12 protein-coding genes and 4 pseudogenes are annotated in these 18,895 nt (G+C 51.3%); all 16 read right to left on the reverse strand.

All coding sequences use genetic code 11. From position 1 onward, the window contains the following. Positions 1-341 precede the first annotated feature (341 nt). Positions 342-809 carry a hypothetical protein gene (locus ACK8NJ_RS18595; RefSeq protein WP_000222470.1) on the reverse strand — a complete coding sequence of 156 codons (468 nt, stop codon included), beginning with the start codon at positions 807-809 and terminating at the stop codon, positions 342-344. Beyond that, a pseudogene (locus ACK8NJ_RS18600) lies at positions 806-2,425 on the reverse strand (RHS repeat-associated core domain-containing protein); the annotation flags it as partial. The gene ACK8NJ_RS18595 and the pseudogene ACK8NJ_RS18600, both read right to left, overlap by 4 nt. A gap of 172 nt (positions 2,426-2,597) precedes the next feature. After that, on the reverse strand, positions 2,598-3,449 hold the full coding sequence (locus tag ACK8NJ_RS18605) for a hypothetical protein (protein ID WP_034174063.1): 852 nt from the start codon (positions 3,447-3,449) through the stop codon (positions 2,598-2,600). A 148-nt stretch (positions 3,450-3,597) separates the two neighbouring features. Continuing rightward, positions 3,598-3,720 (reverse strand): hypothetical protein, encoded by a 123-nt coding sequence (locus tag ACK8NJ_RS18610; protein ID WP_112024613.1) that lies wholly within the window; start codon positions 3,718-3,720, stop codon positions 3,598-3,600. 99 nt (positions 3,721-3,819) lie between these two features. After that, a pseudogene (locus ACK8NJ_RS18615) lies at positions 3,820-3,900 on the reverse strand (Rhs family protein); the annotation flags it as partial. Positions 3,901-3,959: 59 nt separating this feature from the next. Beyond that, positions 3,960-5,060, reverse strand: coding sequence for an ankyrin repeat domain-containing protein (locus ACK8NJ_RS18620; RefSeq protein WP_137588799.1), 1,101 nt, complete (start codon positions 5,058-5,060; stop codon positions 3,960-3,962). After that, positions 5,044-9,147 (reverse strand): RHS repeat-associated core domain-containing protein, encoded by a 4,104-nt coding sequence (locus ACK8NJ_RS18625; protein WP_411961871.1) that lies wholly within the window; start codon positions 9,145-9,147, stop codon positions 5,044-5,046. The genes ACK8NJ_RS18620 and ACK8NJ_RS18625 overlap by 17 nt, the downstream gene beginning before the upstream one ends. A 20-nt stretch (positions 9,148-9,167) precedes the next feature. Beyond that, positions 9,168-9,611: a DcrB-related protein gene (locus ACK8NJ_RS18630; protein ID WP_411961872.1), complete on the reverse strand. Its 444-nt coding sequence runs from the start codon at positions 9,609-9,611 to the stop codon at positions 9,168-9,170. Between the two features lie 24 nt (positions 9,612-9,635). Further along, a complete protein-coding gene (locus ACK8NJ_RS18635) occupies positions 9,636-11,849 on the reverse strand; it encodes a type VI secretion system Vgr family protein (protein ID WP_411961873.1) in 2,214 nt (737 codons plus the stop codon). Between the two features lie 24 nt (positions 11,850-11,873). Then, on the reverse strand, positions 11,874-12,188 hold the full coding sequence (locus tag ACK8NJ_RS18640; protein WP_001280224.1) for a hypothetical protein: 315 nt from the start codon (positions 12,186-12,188) through the stop codon (positions 11,874-11,876). Between the two features lie 70 nt (positions 12,189-12,258). Next, on the reverse strand, positions 12,259-12,975 hold the full coding sequence (locus ACK8NJ_RS18645) for a hypothetical protein (RefSeq protein ID WP_000528404.1): 717 nt from the start codon (positions 12,973-12,975) through the stop codon (positions 12,259-12,261). A 191-nt stretch (positions 12,976-13,166) separates the two neighbouring features. After that, positions 13,167-13,277: pseudogene (locus ACK8NJ_RS18650) on the reverse strand (TagF domain-containing protein); the annotation flags it as partial. A 27-nt stretch (positions 13,278-13,304) separates the two neighbouring features. Beyond that, positions 13,305-13,778 carry a hypothetical protein gene (locus ACK8NJ_RS18655; protein ID WP_328117037.1) on the reverse strand — a complete coding sequence of 158 codons (474 nt, stop codon included), beginning with the start codon at positions 13,776-13,778 and terminating at the stop codon, positions 13,305-13,307. Then, positions 13,763-14,233 carry a glucosaminidase domain-containing protein gene (locus ACK8NJ_RS18660; protein WP_001316116.1) on the reverse strand — a complete coding sequence of 157 codons (471 nt, stop codon included), beginning with the start codon at positions 14,231-14,233 and terminating at the stop codon, positions 13,763-13,765. The genes ACK8NJ_RS18655 and ACK8NJ_RS18660 overlap by 16 nt, the downstream gene beginning before the upstream one ends. A gap of 27 nt (positions 14,234-14,260) precedes the next feature. Next, positions 14,261-15,031 (reverse strand): TagF domain-containing protein, encoded by a 771-nt coding sequence (locus ACK8NJ_RS18665; RefSeq protein ID WP_328180304.1) that lies wholly within the window; start codon positions 15,029-15,031, stop codon positions 14,261-14,263. After that, positions 15,028-18,894, reverse strand: a pseudogene (gene tssM, locus ACK8NJ_RS18670) (type VI secretion system membrane subunit TssM). Before tssM ends, ACK8NJ_RS18665 begins: the two are co-directional and overlap by 4 nt. Position 18,895 lies beyond the last annotated feature (1 nt).

The following is an 18,895-nucleotide window of genomic DNA, read 5'->3' on the forward strand; positions in this document are numbered from 1 at the left end:
CTCACTGTATCTCACACAGGATCAGATCGCGTCTGATCGTTCCCCCTGCGCTCACTACCATGGCTCTTTACCACAGCAGCCGGGGTTGTTTGGGACCGACTTCCGACAGCAGATCCCGGTGGGCCTGCCACCATCTCTTCACAAGCTTATGCTTATTACATGCAAAACGTCCCGTTTTGCATCTTTGTGCCTACGGCACACGATGATCTTTCCCTGGTCCTGAATCCGCATTCTCAACCTGCCCCAGAAAATATAAACGGCTAAGGGTGCATATTGCCTAGTTAATCTGCAGGGCTTGCAATATGATCAATGATGTGTGACGTATCTTTCCTGTGTTTGCTTTAATAGATGTTTGTTTCTATCAGTTCATCGGTTCCGAGATGTGTGAACATAACTTTTAATGATTCTGATGGAAAGGGATGCTCATAAATTAACACACTAATTTTTAGATGATTTTCATCAATAACATTTATATTCCATAAAAACCAAGCTCTATTTTCAATTTCAAACCAATAAAGCCAATCACTAAGTATCCAATCTTCATCTTCATTTGAGTTGCGAAAGGACTCTACATAATCCTCTGGCAAAATAGAAATCCACTCATTAATATCAGGCCATGTAGAATAACTTCTATCATTAATCAATAATAATATTTCCCTGGCTTTTTTATGAATGTATTTAGCACATCCACTACTACAATGTGTTATATAATCCACAATAATACCTTTGTGTTCTTTAGGAATAATAGATGAAATAATTCTACTTTTTTCATCATTCAATTCTTTTTTTATTGACTCTGAATATGTCATAAATTACGTCCTGACCCTGGTATGATATTTTCTATTAACTCATTAATTTGCTCTGTTCGCAATCCATATTGATCTGGAGTTCCCTTATCAACAACTAATGGTCTGTTTTTATCAGATTTATTTTTTGATCTAGCTAATTCCCTTTCCGTAATCGATGTTTCTCTTAATTTATCCAGAAAAGACCTATTAACCTCAAATGTCTTTATTTGCTTAGAACCGATACTTCGAAATTCATTTGCTCTTGCTTCACTCCCAAAATTTAAAAATAGCATCCTGATATTATCAGGTATGGAAACATTGCCAAATTCATCAATGAAAACTCTCTGGCTTGCTGAAATATCTGTTTCTACACGATAAACAGATACTTCCTCACCACATAAACCTAGAGGATCGATCCATGACAGCGGATTAGGCGCGTAAGCATAGAGGTTTATTCCCCCCGCCAGCCCTATCGGATCCTGGCTGATAAACCGCCCGCACTCCGGCGCATAATATCTGAACAGATTGTAATGCAGTCCTGTTTCTTCGTCAAAGTACTGCCCCGGCAGCCGCAGCGGCTGTTCAAAGTACGCCCCGCTGTTGCTGATGTCGCCCCGGTTTTCACCAAATCCCGCCTGGTAGCCTGCCCACACCAGCGTCCCGTCCGGCGCGGTCACCTCCTGTACCGTGCCCGTCAGGTCCGTATGGTAATACCAGATTTTTTGACTCTCTCCGCGCCCCGTGATGCCCGCCACCGGCGTGTACGGCTGTTCCGCATCGTACAGGTATGTCCGCTTCCCCTGCCACGTTGTCTCCTGCAACAGCCGGAACCCTTCCCACACAAGCGTCGTCCGGCTTCGTTCTCCCCGGTCCGTATGGCGGCCATATGTCGCCTTGCTGATGCGCCTGCCCAGCGCATCATACTGATACCGCGTTTCGCTGTTGCTGCTGATGACCCGCGTTAACTGGCCCTGCGCATTCCACTCCAGTTGCTGGTCCCTGCGCTCTGTCAGTTCGCCCCATTCGTTATAGCGGTAACGGTCACGCCCGTAGCCCGGCAGGCGGTTATCCGGCACCGCTCCCTGATACTCATCCGTCAGCAGGTTGCCCGCTTTGTCGTAATAATAATGGTTATGGTCGTACATCTGACCCGTGCGGCTGGTCAGCCAGCCGCTGCGGTCATAGCTGAACACCAGGCAACCGCGCAGTTTGTCATTGATGCCGCCGACTTCACCGTCTGCATTCCAGATATAATCCCGCGCTGTCACGCTGTCGTTCTGCGCCGGGGGGTTACCGGCCTGCTGCGGATTCTGGCTGCCGCCTGGCAGGCTGCGCTGCCAGCTTAACCGGTTGTCGGCGTTGTAGCCGCTGAACGTCGCCAGCGCTCCCTGCGCGCGCATCACCTGACGGTGCAGGCTGTCACGTTCATATTCACTGACCGTGATACCGTCCAGCGCCGTCTGGAGCAGATGCCCGCTGCCGTAGTAAAGATGACTGAGGTGCTGACCGTCCGGCAACGTGATATCGGTGGGGTTACCCAGCGCGTCACGCCGGTATCTGATGCTGCCATGCATGCTGTACTCCGCCGTCAGCCACCCGCTGCGGTCATACGCAAAACGTACCCTGTCCGCCTGCAGCTAGCTGTTCAGATGATGAACTTAATTACACCTTCTGGTTATCACCGTATTCAAATGCCACGATGCAATTACTGGGAAACTACACTCATTCTCTTATTTTTTTAGAAATTTTTATCGGTTAAACAATACATATGACCGATATCATTTAACCCTGCTGGGTATAACTGAGAAATTATTTATTTTTAATTAGATTCATTAAATCCCAAACATTGACATCATAATGATTGAAACCTTGAATTACAAGATAAGACAATGCTTTCATATCCAACAGAAATCTGATTTTCCCATCTGTAATTTTTGTGTTTTCCGTTATAAACAATCGTTCCAATTTAACAAGGTTACTTATTTTAGTTACGCTTGGAATATCACCCATTTTTGAAAAAGATATTTTTCTAATTGAAGGTAATTTACTTACATCTTCAATGATTGACATTGCCATTTTTTTGCATAAAGATAAAGACATTTCTTCTATACTTTTCAAACCATATAAAAAAGCCGTGTCCGAAGCCTTAGATAATCCAGATAACTTGATGCTCCTTAAAGTCTTGATAGATGATAAATTAGGGATTGCTTGAATATTGCTATTTTTTATCTCTAATGATTGCAAGAATGATCTCCCCACAACATGCTCTTTTTTTTCTTTAAAATCTATCAATGTTATTTTTTCCAGAGATCTGTGATTAAACAAATTATCAACTCCATTTCGACCTATTAATACAGCCTCTTTTAAAAATGGGAAACATGATAAATCAAGTCTCATTTTATCATCATTCAAAAGATGGATGACTTGTATTTTTCTCAACGAATACAGTTGTGATATATCCTTTATTTTATTGCCTGTGATATATATTTCATTAATGAAATAAATTTCATCAAGAAATGATAAATCAGTTATAAGCGGTGACAAAACTAACCCGTTAACTTTCTTTTCTTTCATCGTGTCAACAATATGACTTGTCTCATCATGCATTTCATACACAAGGACACAATTTCCCCGCACACCATAATTTTCCACTAGTCTCATATATTTCCCCTTAAATAAATCAACACTCTCCCTTCACTCTAAAATCTTGATCTGAAACATTTCCTGTATTTGGTGGTCGTTTTTCATTACTGGTTACACCTCTTCCTCCATTTTTAGCTATTTTCATTGCCTCTAAATTATTTAACCATTATTTACTAATTCCAGCATATTTATCAAAATTCAACGAATCCAACATTGCCTGAGTTAACTTCCCACTTCTAGCATGTTGCAACATTCTCTGATATAGATTTTTTGTTTGACCTGCATACATTTTACCCGCACCTTCATCAAAAAACTCATAAATTGCTTGCCCTTTATATTTTGCAGTAACATCTCTTATTTGTTCTAAAAAATCACTTGCAAGTCTTATTAATCCCCAAGGATCAATCCACCTCAGCGTATTCGGCGCATAAGCATACAGGTTTAACCCGCCCCGCAGCCCAATCGGGTCAAGATAGAGAATCTACGCAATCATCGGATCATACTACTGATTTCGTTTATACCCTTCCATCACACCGGGAACAACCACTCATTCTTAAACGATACACTGTCCCATTTAGCAGTACGCCGTTTAATAATCCATTGATTGAGTTTATCTTCTTTTGGCCGCCCCGACTTGGGGTATTTAATTGGAACAAGTAATAGCAAATCGACAGTCTCACCTTCGAGGTCTTGTTCTTTTTCTTGATGATCAAACGAATAATCTACCGCGATCAGTGCATCAATATTTTCCGGCCATTTCAGTTGTCTCCAGGCTATATCCTGTTTTTCTAAAATGGAGCCTTCTTTAATATCCATGCCATTCTTATATGATTCAGACAATAGAAACAAAAACTTTAATGGGAAAGCTTCTCTATAATCCCCATCAAGTAGTTGAATATTTATCGGCCAGTCATATGGGAGGCAAATAAGAAACTCTTTGCATGGTTTTTTCACGAAATTTCCAAAAGTAAATAATATTTTATTATTTATATATTGCTTCCCTTTGCCTATAAGAGATGTTTTAATTGATATATCGTCTTTTATATATTCATCCGTAATAATAACACCTGCATTGTCATATATATGTGCTAATATTCCACTTCCCGGAGTAGTTTCTAAGTCAATAGTTTCTCGTGAGTATTTAGCACCATTATTTTTTAATAATTCAACAATCTTATGATTTTGACAATTTGTAGCTATATCCAAAGGAGTGCGATTAAACTTAGTTTGAAGTCTGTTAACATCTGCGTTATTTATTATCAATAGTTTTACGACTTCAAAATGTTCATTTTCTATGGCCTCTATGAGAGGCGTGGTAATTCCTCTGGGGTCACCGTTGACCCAAGCTCCATTTTTTAACAAAAGGTCAACCAAATCTAAGGCACCGTTATATGCAGCTTCAACTAAAGGCGTTAAATAGGAGTCATCTATAACATTAACATTCATGCCATTCTCAATTAACATACTACATATCTCTGGTTTATTATTTGATACGAAAAAATAGAGCAAAGACTCATTAGCATCATACGTGTCTATTAAAGAAGAATTCGTATCAATTAATAATCTAATTTTATCAATGTCATTTGATTCTATCAAAGCTAGAATGCTCATATTAGAAGAATTTGCCACGTCTCATCTCCTGACCTAATTTACTAAGAGCTTTTTCAACTTCATCTACACCACCAGGAGCAGCATCCATCACTTTTTCCCAAACATGCCTTGCTGCTTTTATCGTATGCGCCCCACGGCCATTTGTTGCCCACGTGAAGTTACGGATATCCTTATTTTTATCTATTCCAAAATAATCCAGAACATCATGTACTTGAGTTATATAATCACGATTTTGTTTTGACCAGTTCCTCGGAGCTTTTTCTCTACCAATATGATGCCGGTGTGGGTTGATCATTCCAGCAGGCGCATCGCCCATTATTTTCTTATCTGCTGCCGATAATAAACATTTCTCTAATCCTAGCGGGTCGCTCCATGACAGCGGATTCGGTGCATACGCATACAGGTTTAACCCACCATTTAGCCCTATCGGGTCCTGGCTTACGAACCTCCCGCACTCCGGCGCATAATACCTGAACAGATTATAGTGCAGCCCCGTCTCTTCATCATAATACTGCCCCGGCAGCCGCAGCGGCTGTTCAAAGTACGCCCCGCTGTTGCTGATGTCGCCCCGGTTTTCACCAAATCCCGCCTGGTAGCCTGCCCACACCAGCGTCCCGTCCGGCGCGGTCACCTCCTGTACCGTGCCCGTCAGGTCCGTATGGTAATACCAGATTTTTTGACTCTCTCCGCGCCCCGTGATGGCTGCCACCGGCGTGTACGGCTGTTCCGCATCGTACAGGTACGTCCGCTTTCCCTGCCACGTTGTCTCCTGCAAAAGCCGGAATCCTTCCCACACAAACGTTGTCCGGCTTCGTTCTCCCCGGTCCGTATGGAGATTGCTGGTCGCCTTGCTGATGCGCCTGCCCAGCGCATCATACTGATACCGCGTCTCGCTGTTGCTGCTGATGACCCGCGTTAACTGGCCCTGCGCATTCCACTCCAGTTGCTGGTCCCTGCGCTCTGTCAGTTCACCCCATTCGTTATAGCGGTAAAGGTCACGCCCGTAGCCCGGCAGGCGGTTGTCCAGCACCGCACTCTGATACTCATCCGTCAGCAGGTTGCCCGCTTTGTCGTAATAATAATGGTCATGGTCGTACATCTGACCCGTGCGGCTGGTCAGCCAGCCGCTGCGGTCATAGCTGAACACCAGGCAACCGCGCAGTTTGTCATTGATGCCGCCGACTTCACCGTCTGCATTCCAGATATAATCCCGCGCTGTCACGCTGTCGTTCTGCGCCGGGGAGTTACCAGCCTGCTGCAGATTCTGGCTGCCGCCTGGCAGGCTGCGCTGCCAGCTTAACCGGTTGTCGGCGTTGTAGCCGCTGAACGTTGTCAGCGCTCCCTGCGTGCGCATCACCTGACGGTGCAGGCTGTCACGCTCATATTCACTGACCGTGATACCGTCCAGCGCTGTCTGGAGCAGATGCCCGCTGCCGTAGTACAGGTGACTGAGATGCTGCCCGTCCGGCAGGGTAATGTCGGTGGGATTGCCCAGCGCGTCACGCCGGTACTTTATGCTGCCATACACACTGTGCTCTGCCGTCAGCCAGCCGCTGCGGTCATACGCAAAGCGCACCGTATCCGCCTGCATGTGGTGCAGCCGTTCCCCTTCTTCCGTCGGGATTAGCGTCACTTCCGTTATCTGGTCAAGACGGTTGTAGCTGAAGGTCCGTGTACTGTGCTGCGTGTCACTGCGCAACAGGCGGCCCAGCGCGTCACGCTCCTGCCGCTCATTACGCATCCCGCCTTCTGTACCCTGCGTCTGGATGATGACCGGGAACCCGCCCGCATTCAGCACAAACATCCGTATCAGACCGTCCGGGCGCTGTTCTCCCGTCAGCCGTCCGTCCGCATCGTGGCTGAACCGGTACTGCGCCCCGTTGCCGTTGCTCAGACTGGCGACCAGCCCTTCCGGGGTGTACTGCCAGCGCGTCTCCCGCTTCTCTTCATCCATGTGGCGCGCCAGCAGCCCGCGCGGCGTGTACTGCCAGGACTGCACGCTGCCCGTGATGCGGCGGTGGCTGCTCAGTAACCCCAGCGCGTTCCACGTGTAACGGTCCTGCAGTTTACCGGGATGGCTGACCGTCTCCGGCAGCCCCAGACGGTTATAGCGGATACGTACCGTTTTCCCTTCCGCGTCCGTCACCGCCGTCAGGTTGCCGTCCTCATCGTATTCATAACCCGTGGCGCACCCCGAACAGTCGGTGTAACGCGTCAGTTGACCGCGCGCATCGTGCACCAGCGCAGCCTCGCCGCCCCGCGCATCCGTGCGGCTGACCGCCAGCCCCTGTTCATCATACCCGTACCGCGTGACGCGCCCTTCCGGGTCCGTCTCCCGTATCACCTGGCCGTGTTCGTTGTAATCCGCCTTCCATACGTGGTCGTCATCCAGCGCCCGGCGCGTGATTTCAGCAAAGCTGCCGTTCCACTGCGTCTGTGTCACCCGCCCTGCCGCGTCCGTCTCTTTCACCACCCGGCTCAGGGTGTCGTATTCCAGCGTTACCCTGCGTTCGCCGGGGAGTTCCACGGCGACCGGGAAATGGTTTTCGTTGTACGTGAAGCGGTACAGTCCGCCGCCCGGCGTCCGGTGCGCAGTCACATACGTCTCTTCATCAAACCACCACTGCCACTTCTGCTCCTGCCTGCCGGTTACCACCGTCTGCCCACCGGCAAAATCATAGTGGAACCGGTAATACTCGCCGTCGCTGGTCGAGTGTTCCACCACGCGGGGGAAACCTTCAACCTCTTCCCAGCGGTAGGTACAGGTGAAGCCCGTCGCGTTGCGGTGCTCTGTCATCAGGCCATTTTCCCAGGCAAACTGGCGCACCGTCATACCTGCCCGGTTCACCACGCCGGTCAGTTGCCCGTTATCGTCGTAACGATATTCCACCAGGTTACCGGGACGCCCGCCTTTCACCAGTTCAATATGCGAAAGTCTTTCCCCCGCCGGTGTCATTGTACGGTGCAGTAACAGATGGTGCCCGCTGCTGGAGGCTACCCGTACCAGCCTGCCGTTCTCACGCCCGAAAGCAATGCGCTGTCGGTACGGCGTCTCCATAAAAAGTAACGGCGCGACGCCGTGGTCATCAAATTCATCAAATACGTAATAGCTGCGGTCGGTGTAATGCAGCACATAGCGCCCGTCATGCAGGCGACTCAGATAAAATTGCTCTTCCGGATCGAATATCTGGTGGCCCGGCGTCAGCATCGCTTTCGGATAACTCAGTTCCCGTCCCTGTACACCGATGAAGGTGATATATGTTTCATCCTCACGCAGGTTTATCTCCCAGTTCAGCCGCCATCCTCTGCCCAGTAATCCTTCAGTTTCCAGGTGGCTGGCATAAAAGCGCGAACAGGTGACGGGCAGGCGTCCTGGCAGGGTGAAATCCGTCTCCGGCAGCAGGATTTTTTGCCCGGTGGTGACATCCACTGGGTTGCTGAACAACCCCATAGCGACCTCGGAAACGGCCATCCCGGTTATTTCGCCACCAATAAATTTGGCCGCACATTTGGTGCCGAATTTTGTCCCCAGCTTCGCCGCCTGGCGTGCGGCTCCGGCAAGTCCGCCAACCATTCCGGCAACCACAAACAGCACATCCACTACCTGACGCAACCAGTCAGGGATTTCCGGGCTGATCTCCAGCACCGTCTGCGTACCGCCGCCGAGAAAGACATTGGGAGAACCGTCCTCAATCACTGCATCACATTCAGTGTGGTCATCCTTCCGGGCTGCGGGCTGGCTGTTGATGTAGATATTGCAGGAACCCTGGGCGATACGGATTTCTGGAGAATGGTCTTCGCATATCACCGTACTCAGTACGGCGCGGGCAGCAGGTCGGCTGTTGGTGTTGACATTGGGAGAGCCGGTCAGAATTTTTCCCGCAGTGGAATGTATCGAGCGCCCGATGGCTTCCCCCAGTTGAAGGACTCCGGACGCTATCTGGTCAGCAAGAAAACCCAGCACCAGACCGGCAAAAAAACCACAGGTAAAAAAGGCAAAGGCGGCAACGGCAATAATGGCAATGCCAATGATAGCCCCAATCAAAAACCCGGCAAGAGCGCTGGTGTGGTAGATAGGGTCATCCACCCGTGCGGCTTCATACATGACAACACCTCCATGTTGTTTTAACTTTTAGCAGGCTGAAAACTGGTCAACCAGGCAGTCCATAACTGGTCAGTATGCTCATCAAAAGGGCGCTGACTGGTCAGGGTTAACACCAGTACCTTTGCTGGCCCGGTGATAAACCCGGCCTGACGCTGGTACACTTCTGTTTTTCCAGAACGGTGGGTTGCGAGAATTTGTTCACCTGCCATGGCAGCTTCGCCAGTTCCCGCCAGGGCCGTTCCCCGCGAAAGTACCCGGTGCTGGCCCAGGTTTTTTTTCATCAAGACTATCTGGCGGTCAATATAGGTGGTCAGGTTTTCATCGGGTTTGAGAGTGTCACGGGAAATATTCAGACTGGGGGAGGCCCGCTCATTACTCGCCGGGACGAAAATATTGACGGTACGATCAAGAAAAGTTTCAGGCAGGGTAAAACAGCCCTCCTGAATACGGTAAAGGCTGGTCATAGAAAAAATTCCTTTTATATTTTTTTATTCAGAAACGTCCGGGGTAGGTAACGGGGCAATATCATCCGCAGTCATGGCTGTGCCGCCATCCGGGTTCATATCAATCCCCTTACCAATAAGCTGCATCGCATCACTGGTATGCAGCAGGAGTTGTTTTCCGCAGAACTCAATAGAACCGTCTTTGTGCAAAACAAGAGCCGCTTCGCCACAGCGAAGGGTAAATTGATCGCCAACATCCAGTCGGTATGTTGTCCCGATATTGATGGTTTGAGCCAGTTTTACGGAGAGACCATCATTTTTTGTGATGGTGGCATTACGGTCTTCTCCCACGCTGATGGTTTCATTTTTGACAATGGTTTTTATGCGATCGACCATGACCGTGTGGGTTTCATTGTTTTTTACCGTGGTATTGAGGTCTTTTTCCGCGTGGAATTTCACCTCTTCTGCCCCCGTTTTGTCATCGAAGCGCAGCATGTTTCCGTTGGTCGGCCCCCCCTGTAACGAATGGCTAAATATCCCGCTCTGCGACGCCATGCCCGGCAGTCCCCACGGAGGCATGGTGTCCTGGTTGTAGGTACGGCCCACGATAATCGGTAAATCCGGGTCGCCATTTTTGAAATCCACCAGCACTTCCTGGCCGATGCGTGGGATCTGGATCATCCCGAATCCTTTCCCCGCCCACGGGTAGCTGACGCGGATCCAGCAGGAGCTGTTTTCGTCATTCTTTCCGTAGCGATCCCAGCCAAACTGCACCTTCACCCGGCCATATTTATCCGTCCAGATTTCCTGCCCCGCCGGGCCGGTGACGATGGCGCTCTGCGGGCCTTTGGTGTGGGGTTTGCTCAGGGTTCGTTGTGGGCGGTAAACTTCGCTGGTGGGGTGCAGTTCAAACGTGGTGACATAGGTAAAATGCTGATCCTGGCCGCTGTGCTGCGCATTATCCCGTAAAAACAGAGTGGTCTGTACCAGCAGATATTCCTGATTAATTTCTGCCGTCGGGTGATTCATCAACGTAAAGGTGTACCCGGTCATGAGGGTACGGATATGACCGGCCCCATGTGCCCGACTGCCTGGGCTGCGCTGCGCTTCCATACGAATGCGCGTCAGCATCTCGCCTTCGCCCGTAGTGAAGTAATCACCAGGCCATTCGTAATGCTCGTATTCAGCATGACCGGTATCACGCGGACTGGCCACGGTACTTTTAAGCAGCGAACGAGGCTTCATAAAATCAAAATCGTCCATTACCCACTTTCCAGTACGCAGCCTCTCACTAGCCGTAATGGTGTGGATAAATTCCTTGTCCAGTTTCAGCCCTTCCTGGTGCCACTCCACCAGTGGCGAGTCAGGACACGCTTTATGACCATTGATAGCATCCGCCAGCACCAACGTATGGCAGTTCTCGCTGTGCTCAAACCACCAGTAAATTCCCCACTCCTGCATCAGGCGCTGGATGAAATCAAAATCCGTTTCGCCGTACTGCACCTGCCAGGCACGGGGCGGATAATTTTCCACCAACCGTTTTTCCACCGGAAAAGAATATTCATCCAGTACTTCATCGAGAACATCCACCACGGTTTTGTTCTGGAACGCTTTGTAGTCGCTGGTATGGGTCAGCAGCTTCAGCCATGGCTCAATGCGTAATTCATACGTTACCGAACGCCCCTCATGGCCGACCACCCTCGCAGCCGTCACCAGCCCGCTGATATACCGTTTTTCGCCACCGTCCAGTTCGATACTGACGCACAGGTCTTTGCCCACCATGGGCTGAAGCGGCAGGTTGGCAGCGGGAGAAACGTAACCCAGGTTCAGGATGTCCGGCGTTTTAAGCTGTACTGTGTAGGAAAACAGATTCCCAAGTCCTTCCGAACCATTCATGCCTGCAAACAAAAGCAACTGCGGCGGCACAGCGCTACCACTTACTGTGACGTTATGCGCCCCCGGACCACCGGCTGCAATCGACGCCGCCGCATCCTGAACTGCACCAGCCATATCCGATATTCCTGCTGCGGCGGCTGCGGCTTGCGCAGCAGCTACTGCGGCTTTAACCAGACCTGACGGTTCCGGCAATGCACCAAACAGGTCCGCCGCGGCCTGTCCTGCCATCTGCCCGGCTGCATCAGCTACATCGGTTGCGGCTGAACTGGCGCTTACAGCACTACTTTCTCCGGCTATCGGTGGCGTGGAGATAGCTGGCCCACCGTTACTGCCAGATTTATTACTCGTAGATACAAAACTCATGATATTTATTCCTTTAATATCGGATTAGAATTTAGCGCCCGGCGGCCAGAAAAAATAAGAAATAACACGCCACTGTCCATCTTTATAATGAAAAAAACATGTCAGATTTAAATCCCCCCGCAAATGCCAAAACATTTCTTTGATGGGAATATTTCTGAATTCAGGATTTGTTGAGCGATAGGTGTTTTCAATTTCTATATAATACTCACCGACAAATTTATAACGAGGCTTTATAAATTCATACGCTGGCTGACCATAGTTATTTAATAGAACATTCTCTTCAACTCCATTATACACACCACTCGCATTCAGATAAGCATGCCCAGGAATATCAGACATGCTATTTTTCACCCCACCCACTATCAAAAAAATTATCACAGCGTATATTAGTTTCATTTTTTTACGCTTTTCACAAAAAATTAGAACCCGGAACCATTCTATTTAACCGCTCAATGACATTTCCCATATAACGAGAGCGCAGTTCCATACCAATATTCATTAACGCACTGGCGTCCCCGGAGAATGGTGTAGTTGCTTTATCTGCATCATCACTATAGTATTCATCAGCAAGATATCCAATAATATGCCCAAGCTCGTGAGACAGCCCTATTTGCTCATGGCAAACTTTTGATGAGCCAAGACATTTAGCTGCTGCAACTATATCTTTAGAGTCAAGTTCAACGTATCGACTATTCCAGACAATGGAACTCTGTCGAAAACTATTTGGATCATCATTATCAATTTTAAACACCACCACATCCCAATACCCATGACGATCAGTCTGAATTATTTCTATTGAGAAAGATAAATCCTTACCATTAAACTTACTGGCAAACTCAGACTTCCCAGAAACGGATAAAAAAATCTTATTATTCCATGTTTGATTAATGACAAAAATAACTTTCTCATGAAAGGCATTTTTCTCCAAATCTGTCCAGTCAGTTTTTGCATCCCATCTTTTTATCCAATTATATTTCCATCTCAGCAACAATGAGATTGCACCATTTTCACGGTCAATTCTTAAATCTCCCCAGGCATCATTGTCCCTGAGATATCGTTTATCCAGCATTAAGTCGTCATAAGCATCGTATGCCTGCTGAATAGCCTCATCATGAGAGTTACCCATGATCATCTCCTTATATTGCTATATATCCAATAAACCTGAAGATGCTTGCTTACCCACCAATGCAGACGGGACCAAGGGTAGCCTGAAGTCAACAGATAGCAATCAACTTGAAGTTCATGGGTATATTTTTTCCCCATCTACACGTTTATCGTCATATTTTTGTATAGCCATTCTCAGCATTCGTGGGCACATTATTTTTTCTCCAGTCGCAAAGCATCCACATACCGCCCTTCGCTGTTCTGCTGCCAGAACCAGCCCAGCCCCTGCTGCGCCTGCGTTAACATTTTTGCTAGCCAGCACGGTCACGGCAGGCAATTCCATGACATGTACTACTCATCCGTACAATCCAGCCCCCGGCGCTGAACCACTTCACTGGCAAACGTTGCTCCGGTTTTTTTCATTATTCCTTTTTGTATTTTTTGCAGCGCGGGAAATGAGATTCTCCTGCATGAATCCTCTTCCCATATATCACCAGTTACAGGGCTAACTGAAAATAGTCCCCACACATCTGTCGCACCGGCGGAAGGAGAATCATAACCTACCCCAAAACTAAAATACCCAGGATGAAACAGGTTACCTTTTTTATCTTTCAGAGAACCGTCAAGAAAAACCCCAGACAATTCCACATTATATTTTTCATTTTTTAGTGAAAAAACCAATAATGCCTGCGCCTGTGTTTCAGTAAGACCTGACTGGTTAACATTCGCTAGATCAAACCGCGGCACATTCCTGATAAGAATTTCAGCACAACAATTCACGGACACGACCATGATAAGCAATGCTGATATTAATTTACAGGACATGTTATTCTCCGCTTAACCATATTAATCACCCCCACTAACTCACTAGCATAACCGGTATGGCCGCCATTACTGTTTTTACCTGAATTAAAACCAGAATCAATCAATGCCTGCGCAAATTGCTCCGGAGATTTTTTATTTCTGACCGCATTACCAAATCGGATTGCAAAGGACTTTCCGCTAGTTGAAAAAGAGGTATAAGTGGCAACCCACACTTGATTACTCCCCAGCGGGTGAACCTCTCCTGACTGTAAAGGTGCCGGACCATGCATGGAAAAGTAGTTATTGTATTCTGTCGCGATTCTACCCTGCCCGTAAAAGGACTCCTTTGCAGCAAGCCCCAGGATATTTTCCACAGGCACATCAAGTTGCTTAGCGATTAATTCACATTCTTTCAGATATTGCTGTACAAACCTGACTGCACCAGTGTTATTACAGGCTTTATCACAAGACCCCATGATTCACTACTCCTTGTCTGATTATTTTTAATGCGGCCGGATATCCAGCCGAAGCGCATCCACATACCGCCCTTCACTATTCTGCTGCCAGAACCAGCCCTGCCCCTGCTGCGCCTGCGTCAGCATTTTGTCCGGCCAGCCCGGCCACGGCAGGTGGCGCACACCGGGCAGTTCCACTACCGGCGCATCCGGCAGCCCGGTGAGTTCCCGGCTACGCTGCGGCACACGTCGTAGGCCGCGCAGCCATTGCGTCCAGCGCTGCCCCGGTCGCCACATCGCCCAGAGCTGGTCGGCCTGCTCTGCCAGTCGCCCGCGCCGTTCCGCCTGTGGTGCAACCTGCGCCGCCACCAGCCGCGCCAGCCAGTACAGCCAGCCCTGTGTGTCATCCAGGCTCTCTTCCAGCCATTCCCGCCCGGCACACTGGTAAATCACCAGTGGCCACGGCCTGCCCATACTGTCACGCGAGGCGGTCAGTACCCCGGTCAGCCACTCATCGCGCCCACCAATGGGTACAAATCCCGGCGATAAAACAAAGCTCCACGGTAGCGGATGGTGTTCCGGCACCGCCGTTTTCTCGCGCGGTGACAGATGCATCCAACCGTCAGTTACTCCGGTCTTCGCAGCATCCGTTCCTTCCGGCAGAACAATATGCCGCCCCTGTCCCAGCCACGTCTGCTGGTTCAGCCACGCCTGCCACACCTGCCCTTCGTTCGCACTCACCCGCCAGCGCACATAGTCCCGCTGGTCCGGCAGTCTGCCGAACATCGCCGGAGCCGATACCACTGCCCGGCGAATCACAGCGCTCGCTCCGGGCAGGCGAAGCGTTGCAATAGTCCGCGATCCACTGGGTCAAAATCCCGTCCGGCGGTGATTTCCAGTATCACCCGCCGACCATCAAAGCTGTACTCCACCTGCTGTGTTCCCCGTACCGCCGTTTCTTGCGCTTTTCCCGCATCCAGCAGGTGAAACAGCGCCCACGGTCCATTAGTCAGCAGCGTCGAGGTGTCCTGGCGGATGCGCGGGCTGGCGGTTATTTCCGCCATTGAGCCGTTGCGCGGACCCGGTCAGTTAACTTTCAGCGGCCTGACCGGGCCGTGAGCGTAACGCAGTACCTGGCCGTCAATGTCAATCACCAGTTCGGTGATGGCCGGGTCCATATCCACGACGCGGACCTGCATCGCCCAGGAGAACTTTTTCCCGCCGTCGCCGTTAAAAAACACGCTGCGGATCTGTTTCGCCTCCTGAAACGGCGTCAGGTCCGGCCCCTGTAAGGTCATGTTGCCTTCGGTCGGTTTGTAGCGCCACGGGTTGCTGGCGGTGTCCGCCAGTGGGGCCAGTTGCTTCGTCCAGAAGGCATCCAGCACGCCGCCGCTGGCAAAGATACGGTTAAAATCGTCCGCGCTGACCTCCTGCGGGCTGTCGGTGAAGGGGTAGCGCCCGTCGATGGCGTCGCGGCACTCATCACCGATCACCGCTTCCATCTGCGCGTTCAGCACTTCACCGGTGCCGGCGTTGATTTTTCGCGTTCCCTGCTGCGTGAGATCCAGCAGAATATTTTTCAGCGGCGCGGGCAGTTTTGCCGCCTCCAGTTGCAGTTTATCCGCCGCAGAAATGCGCCCCGGCAGAGTGCTCGCAGCCAGCGCACTGTCGGCAATGGTGAGCTGGGTGTAATACTCATTGAGCATCGTCAGCAGCGAATTTAATTGCGGCACGCCGCCGCCCTGCCCGCTGTCCGTCCGCCCGGAAACCACTTCCCGCAGGGCGGCGAAGCGGTCATCCACCAGTGATTTTTCCAGCCGCTCTTCCGGGTGAATGTCCTGCAACAGCTTCGCCGTCTGCACCGCTTTTCCCGCATTGCCGGAGAGCCGGTCCTGCGCGCGCTGGGCCATCTGCTTTTGTCTGGCCTGCGCATCCAGCGGCGGCACCAGCGTGGTCTGCTCCACCACCGCTTTACTCAGGCGCATCAGCGGGGAATCCGGCGAGGCCAGAGTGCGGAGCACCTGAAGGTCATACGCTAGTCCAGGGCTACCGTCCTCCCCGGCGCTGTTGATGCTGTGAATGCTTGCCAGAAAATCCTGCCATCGGCGAGCATATTCAGCCAGGTACAGACGACGTACCTCACGGGTAACCGGGAGTTCCTGCCCCGGTAGCTGACTCATCACAATATCAGTCGTTTTTTTTTGTGCGTTTTCCCGGCCCATCACCCAGGCGTCGTCCGCTGATGCGGCGGCGACAAACTCCGACAGCCGTTTGTCGAACAGTTCCCGGTAGCCTTCGCGGGTGAAGATGCCGGGCACGCCCCTGTCCAGCGGCGCGCCATCCGTGCGGACAAAAACCGTTCCCGCATCCGCGCCCACAGCGCGAACCAGCGAAAACTACTGCGGTGCTTCGCTCTCCATGGAAGCCAGGGCTCGAGTGTAGATACGCTCAGTGCTGGTATGGCCGTCAAGGAAGGCCCGCGCCTGGCGGATCAGCCCCTCATCTTTTTCCCAGGGCGAATGCACCACGCGGCTGCCGTCAAACAGGGCGTCAATATGCTCCAGCACGGCTGCGCGACCGCCAAACTCCGCTACGCTGTCGCGGTTGTCCAGATCGTTCAGCACCCAGGCGTGGATCTCCGCCGCGTTGTATTTGTCCTCGTGGTCCTTATCGAGGTTCAGCAGCAGATAAACATGCAGGGCGTCATAGGCGGCTTTGCTGTCCTGACGCGCAATCGCATCTGAAAGCACATATTCCATTCGTTTCACGAGCGGAGGGAGCAGTAGCTGGTCCAGCAGGCGGTCATACAGGGAGGCCACGCTCTCCATCACAGGCGGGACGCTGTAAAGACCATAACGCCAGGCCAGCGGCGGCGAGTCCGGGTCCAGCCCCGGCCAGGCAGAGAGCGCCCGCGCCTGGTTCAGCAGGGCCGGAACAGGCTGCATAGCAGGTTTTCCGGTATAGGCTTTGACATCACCATCCAGTTGGGTCGTCCGGCTGGCGATTTCATTCAGATAACCGCTGTTACCCTGCTGGCTACCCTGCATTCCCTGCCACAACCAGAAAGCCAGCGCCAGTACCAGCAGATGCCCGCCGGTACGCAGCAGGCGGTAACGCCAGGCCCATTGAAGATTCGGCTCCACCAGGTGCGCTTCGCGGAAGATAAACCGCGTCAGTAGATCGTGCAGGAAATAGCTGCGGTTGCCGTCCGGCAGGGTATGGGATGGGGAATCTGCCTTCCCTTTGATCGCCCGGACAAAACGCTGCCAGATGCCTGTCTGATCGGCCACCGCGTCTGCCTGCGCCTGCGCGGCACTGGTGAAAAATACGCCGCGCAGGGTGTTGTTAAGCTGGGTAGCATCAAATTTTGAATCGAGGAAAATCTGTTCAATAGCTTCCAGCAGCGGCGCGCCCAGCGCGGCAAATTCACGCGGGAAGCGGTAGAGCCGCTGACGGCTTTTAAGGTCGTACTCTTCCTGCAACCGGGTATCCAGCCCCTGATCCAGCCGCTGTGTCAGGTTTGCCAGTTCCCGGCCACAGAGCGCATGCAGCGACTGCGGATCGCTGGCGTGACGCCTGCGGCTGTAAGGCAGGGTGAAGCCCCAGACCTGGGCTCGCAGGTGACTGGTCAACCCACGGAAATACTCCGTAAAGCCCGGCAGCAGATCCATCTTGGTGACAACCAGATAGACCGGAAAACGAATGCCCAGCGTCTCCCGCAGTTCCGCCAGCCGCGCACGCAGAGCTGCACAGGCAGCCAGCCGTTCCGCCGGGGACTGCGCGGTCAGATCCGCCACGTTCAGCGTCAGGATCACGCCGTTGAGCGGTGCGCCTGGGCGGTGTTTACGCAGCAGCCCCAGAAACCCCTGCCATTCCCCGGCGTTACGCTGGGTCGCGCTGATTTCGCCGCCGTCATCGTGTCGGGCATAGCGCCCGGCGGTATCAATAAGCACTGCTTCGTTGGTAAACCACCAGTCGCAGTGCAGCGTGCCGCCGCCCGGCACGGTGAGGATATGCGCGGTCTGCTCCATCTGCTCCGCCAGCGGAAACTGTAGCCCGGTGTTAAGCAGCGCAGTGGTTTTACCATCGCCGGGGCTGCCGATAACCATAAACCACGGCAGTTCGTACAGAAAACGCTTTCCTTCCAGGACTTTTCGCCAGCCAGGAAGATCCACACGCAGTTGTTTCAGTTGCCGGATGGCGCGGCTGACAATATGGCTGACGGTACGCAGGTCGGCTTTAATTTCCCCTGCCACAGGTACGTCTTCCCCACGCGGATGCAGGAAACGGCGCAGCAGTTGTTCATCCAGACGCAGCGCCCGCCACAGCCGGTACAGGCCATACAGAGCATAAGTCAGCAGGATCAGACCGATAAGCGTCAGACGCAGCCACAGCGGCGCAAATGGATGAACATCACCGAAGGCCAGCAGGGGTGAAACAAAACCGATGACCAGGCACAGAACCGTCACGCCAATGATGCTCATCGACCAGTTAACCAGCCACAGTGCGAGGAACATCAGTAACAGAACGATGGTGACTACCCGACTTCCCACGGACGCGAGCGGATGCAGGGTGTCAAACGCCACCAGCGGCCCAACAAACCAGACCAGCAACGCCAGCATCACCACGCCAACAACGGCCAGCGCGCGGCGGGAAAACAGCATACTGAGAAATTTTTGCATT

Origin of the sequence: Escherichia sp. F1, from assembly GCF_046764225.1 — a bacterium.
GTDB lineage: Bacteria > Pseudomonadota > Gammaproteobacteria > Enterobacterales > Enterobacteriaceae > Escherichia > Escherichia coli.

What these genes read in the sequence shown, in the direction of transcription:
- ACK8NJ_RS18595 (WP_000222470.1), bottom strand. Translation starts at nt 809, where the DNA reads ATGACATATTCAGAGTCAATAAAAAAAGAATTGAATGATGAAAAAAGT.
- ACK8NJ_RS18605 (WP_034174063.1), bottom strand. Translation starts at nt 3,449, where the DNA reads ATGAGACTAGTGGAAAATTATGGTGTGCGGGGAAATTGTGTCCTTGTG.
- ACK8NJ_RS18610 (WP_112024613.1), bottom strand. Translation starts at nt 3,720, where the DNA reads ATGTATGCAGGTCAAACAAAAAATCTATATCAGAGAATGTTGCAACAT.
- ACK8NJ_RS18625 (WP_411961871.1), bottom strand. Translation starts at nt 9,147, where the DNA reads ATGTATGAAGCCGCACGGGTGGATGACCCTATCTACCACACCAGCGCT.
- ACK8NJ_RS18630 (WP_411961872.1), bottom strand. Translation starts at nt 9,611, where the DNA reads ATGACCAGCCTTTACCGTATTCAGGAGGGCTGTTTTACCCTGCCTGAA.
- ACK8NJ_RS18635 (WP_411961873.1), bottom strand. Translation starts at nt 11,849, where the DNA reads ATGAGTTTTGTATCTACGAGTAATAAATCTGGCAGTAACGGTGGGCCA.
- ACK8NJ_RS18640 (WP_001280224.1), bottom strand. Translation starts at nt 12,188, where the DNA reads ATGTCTGATATTCCTGGGCATGCTTATCTGAATGCGAGTGGTGTGTAT.
- ACK8NJ_RS18645 (WP_000528404.1), bottom strand. Translation starts at nt 12,975, where the DNA reads ATGGGTAACTCTCATGATGAGGCTATTCAGCAGGCATACGATGCTTAT.
- ACK8NJ_RS18655 (WP_328117037.1), bottom strand. Translation starts at nt 13,778, where the DNA reads ATGTCCTGTAAATTAATATCAGCATTGCTTATCATGGTCGTGTCCGTG.
- ACK8NJ_RS18660 (WP_001316116.1), bottom strand. Translation starts at nt 14,233, where the DNA reads ATGGGGTCTTGTGATAAAGCCTGTAATAACACTGGTGCAGTCAGGTTT.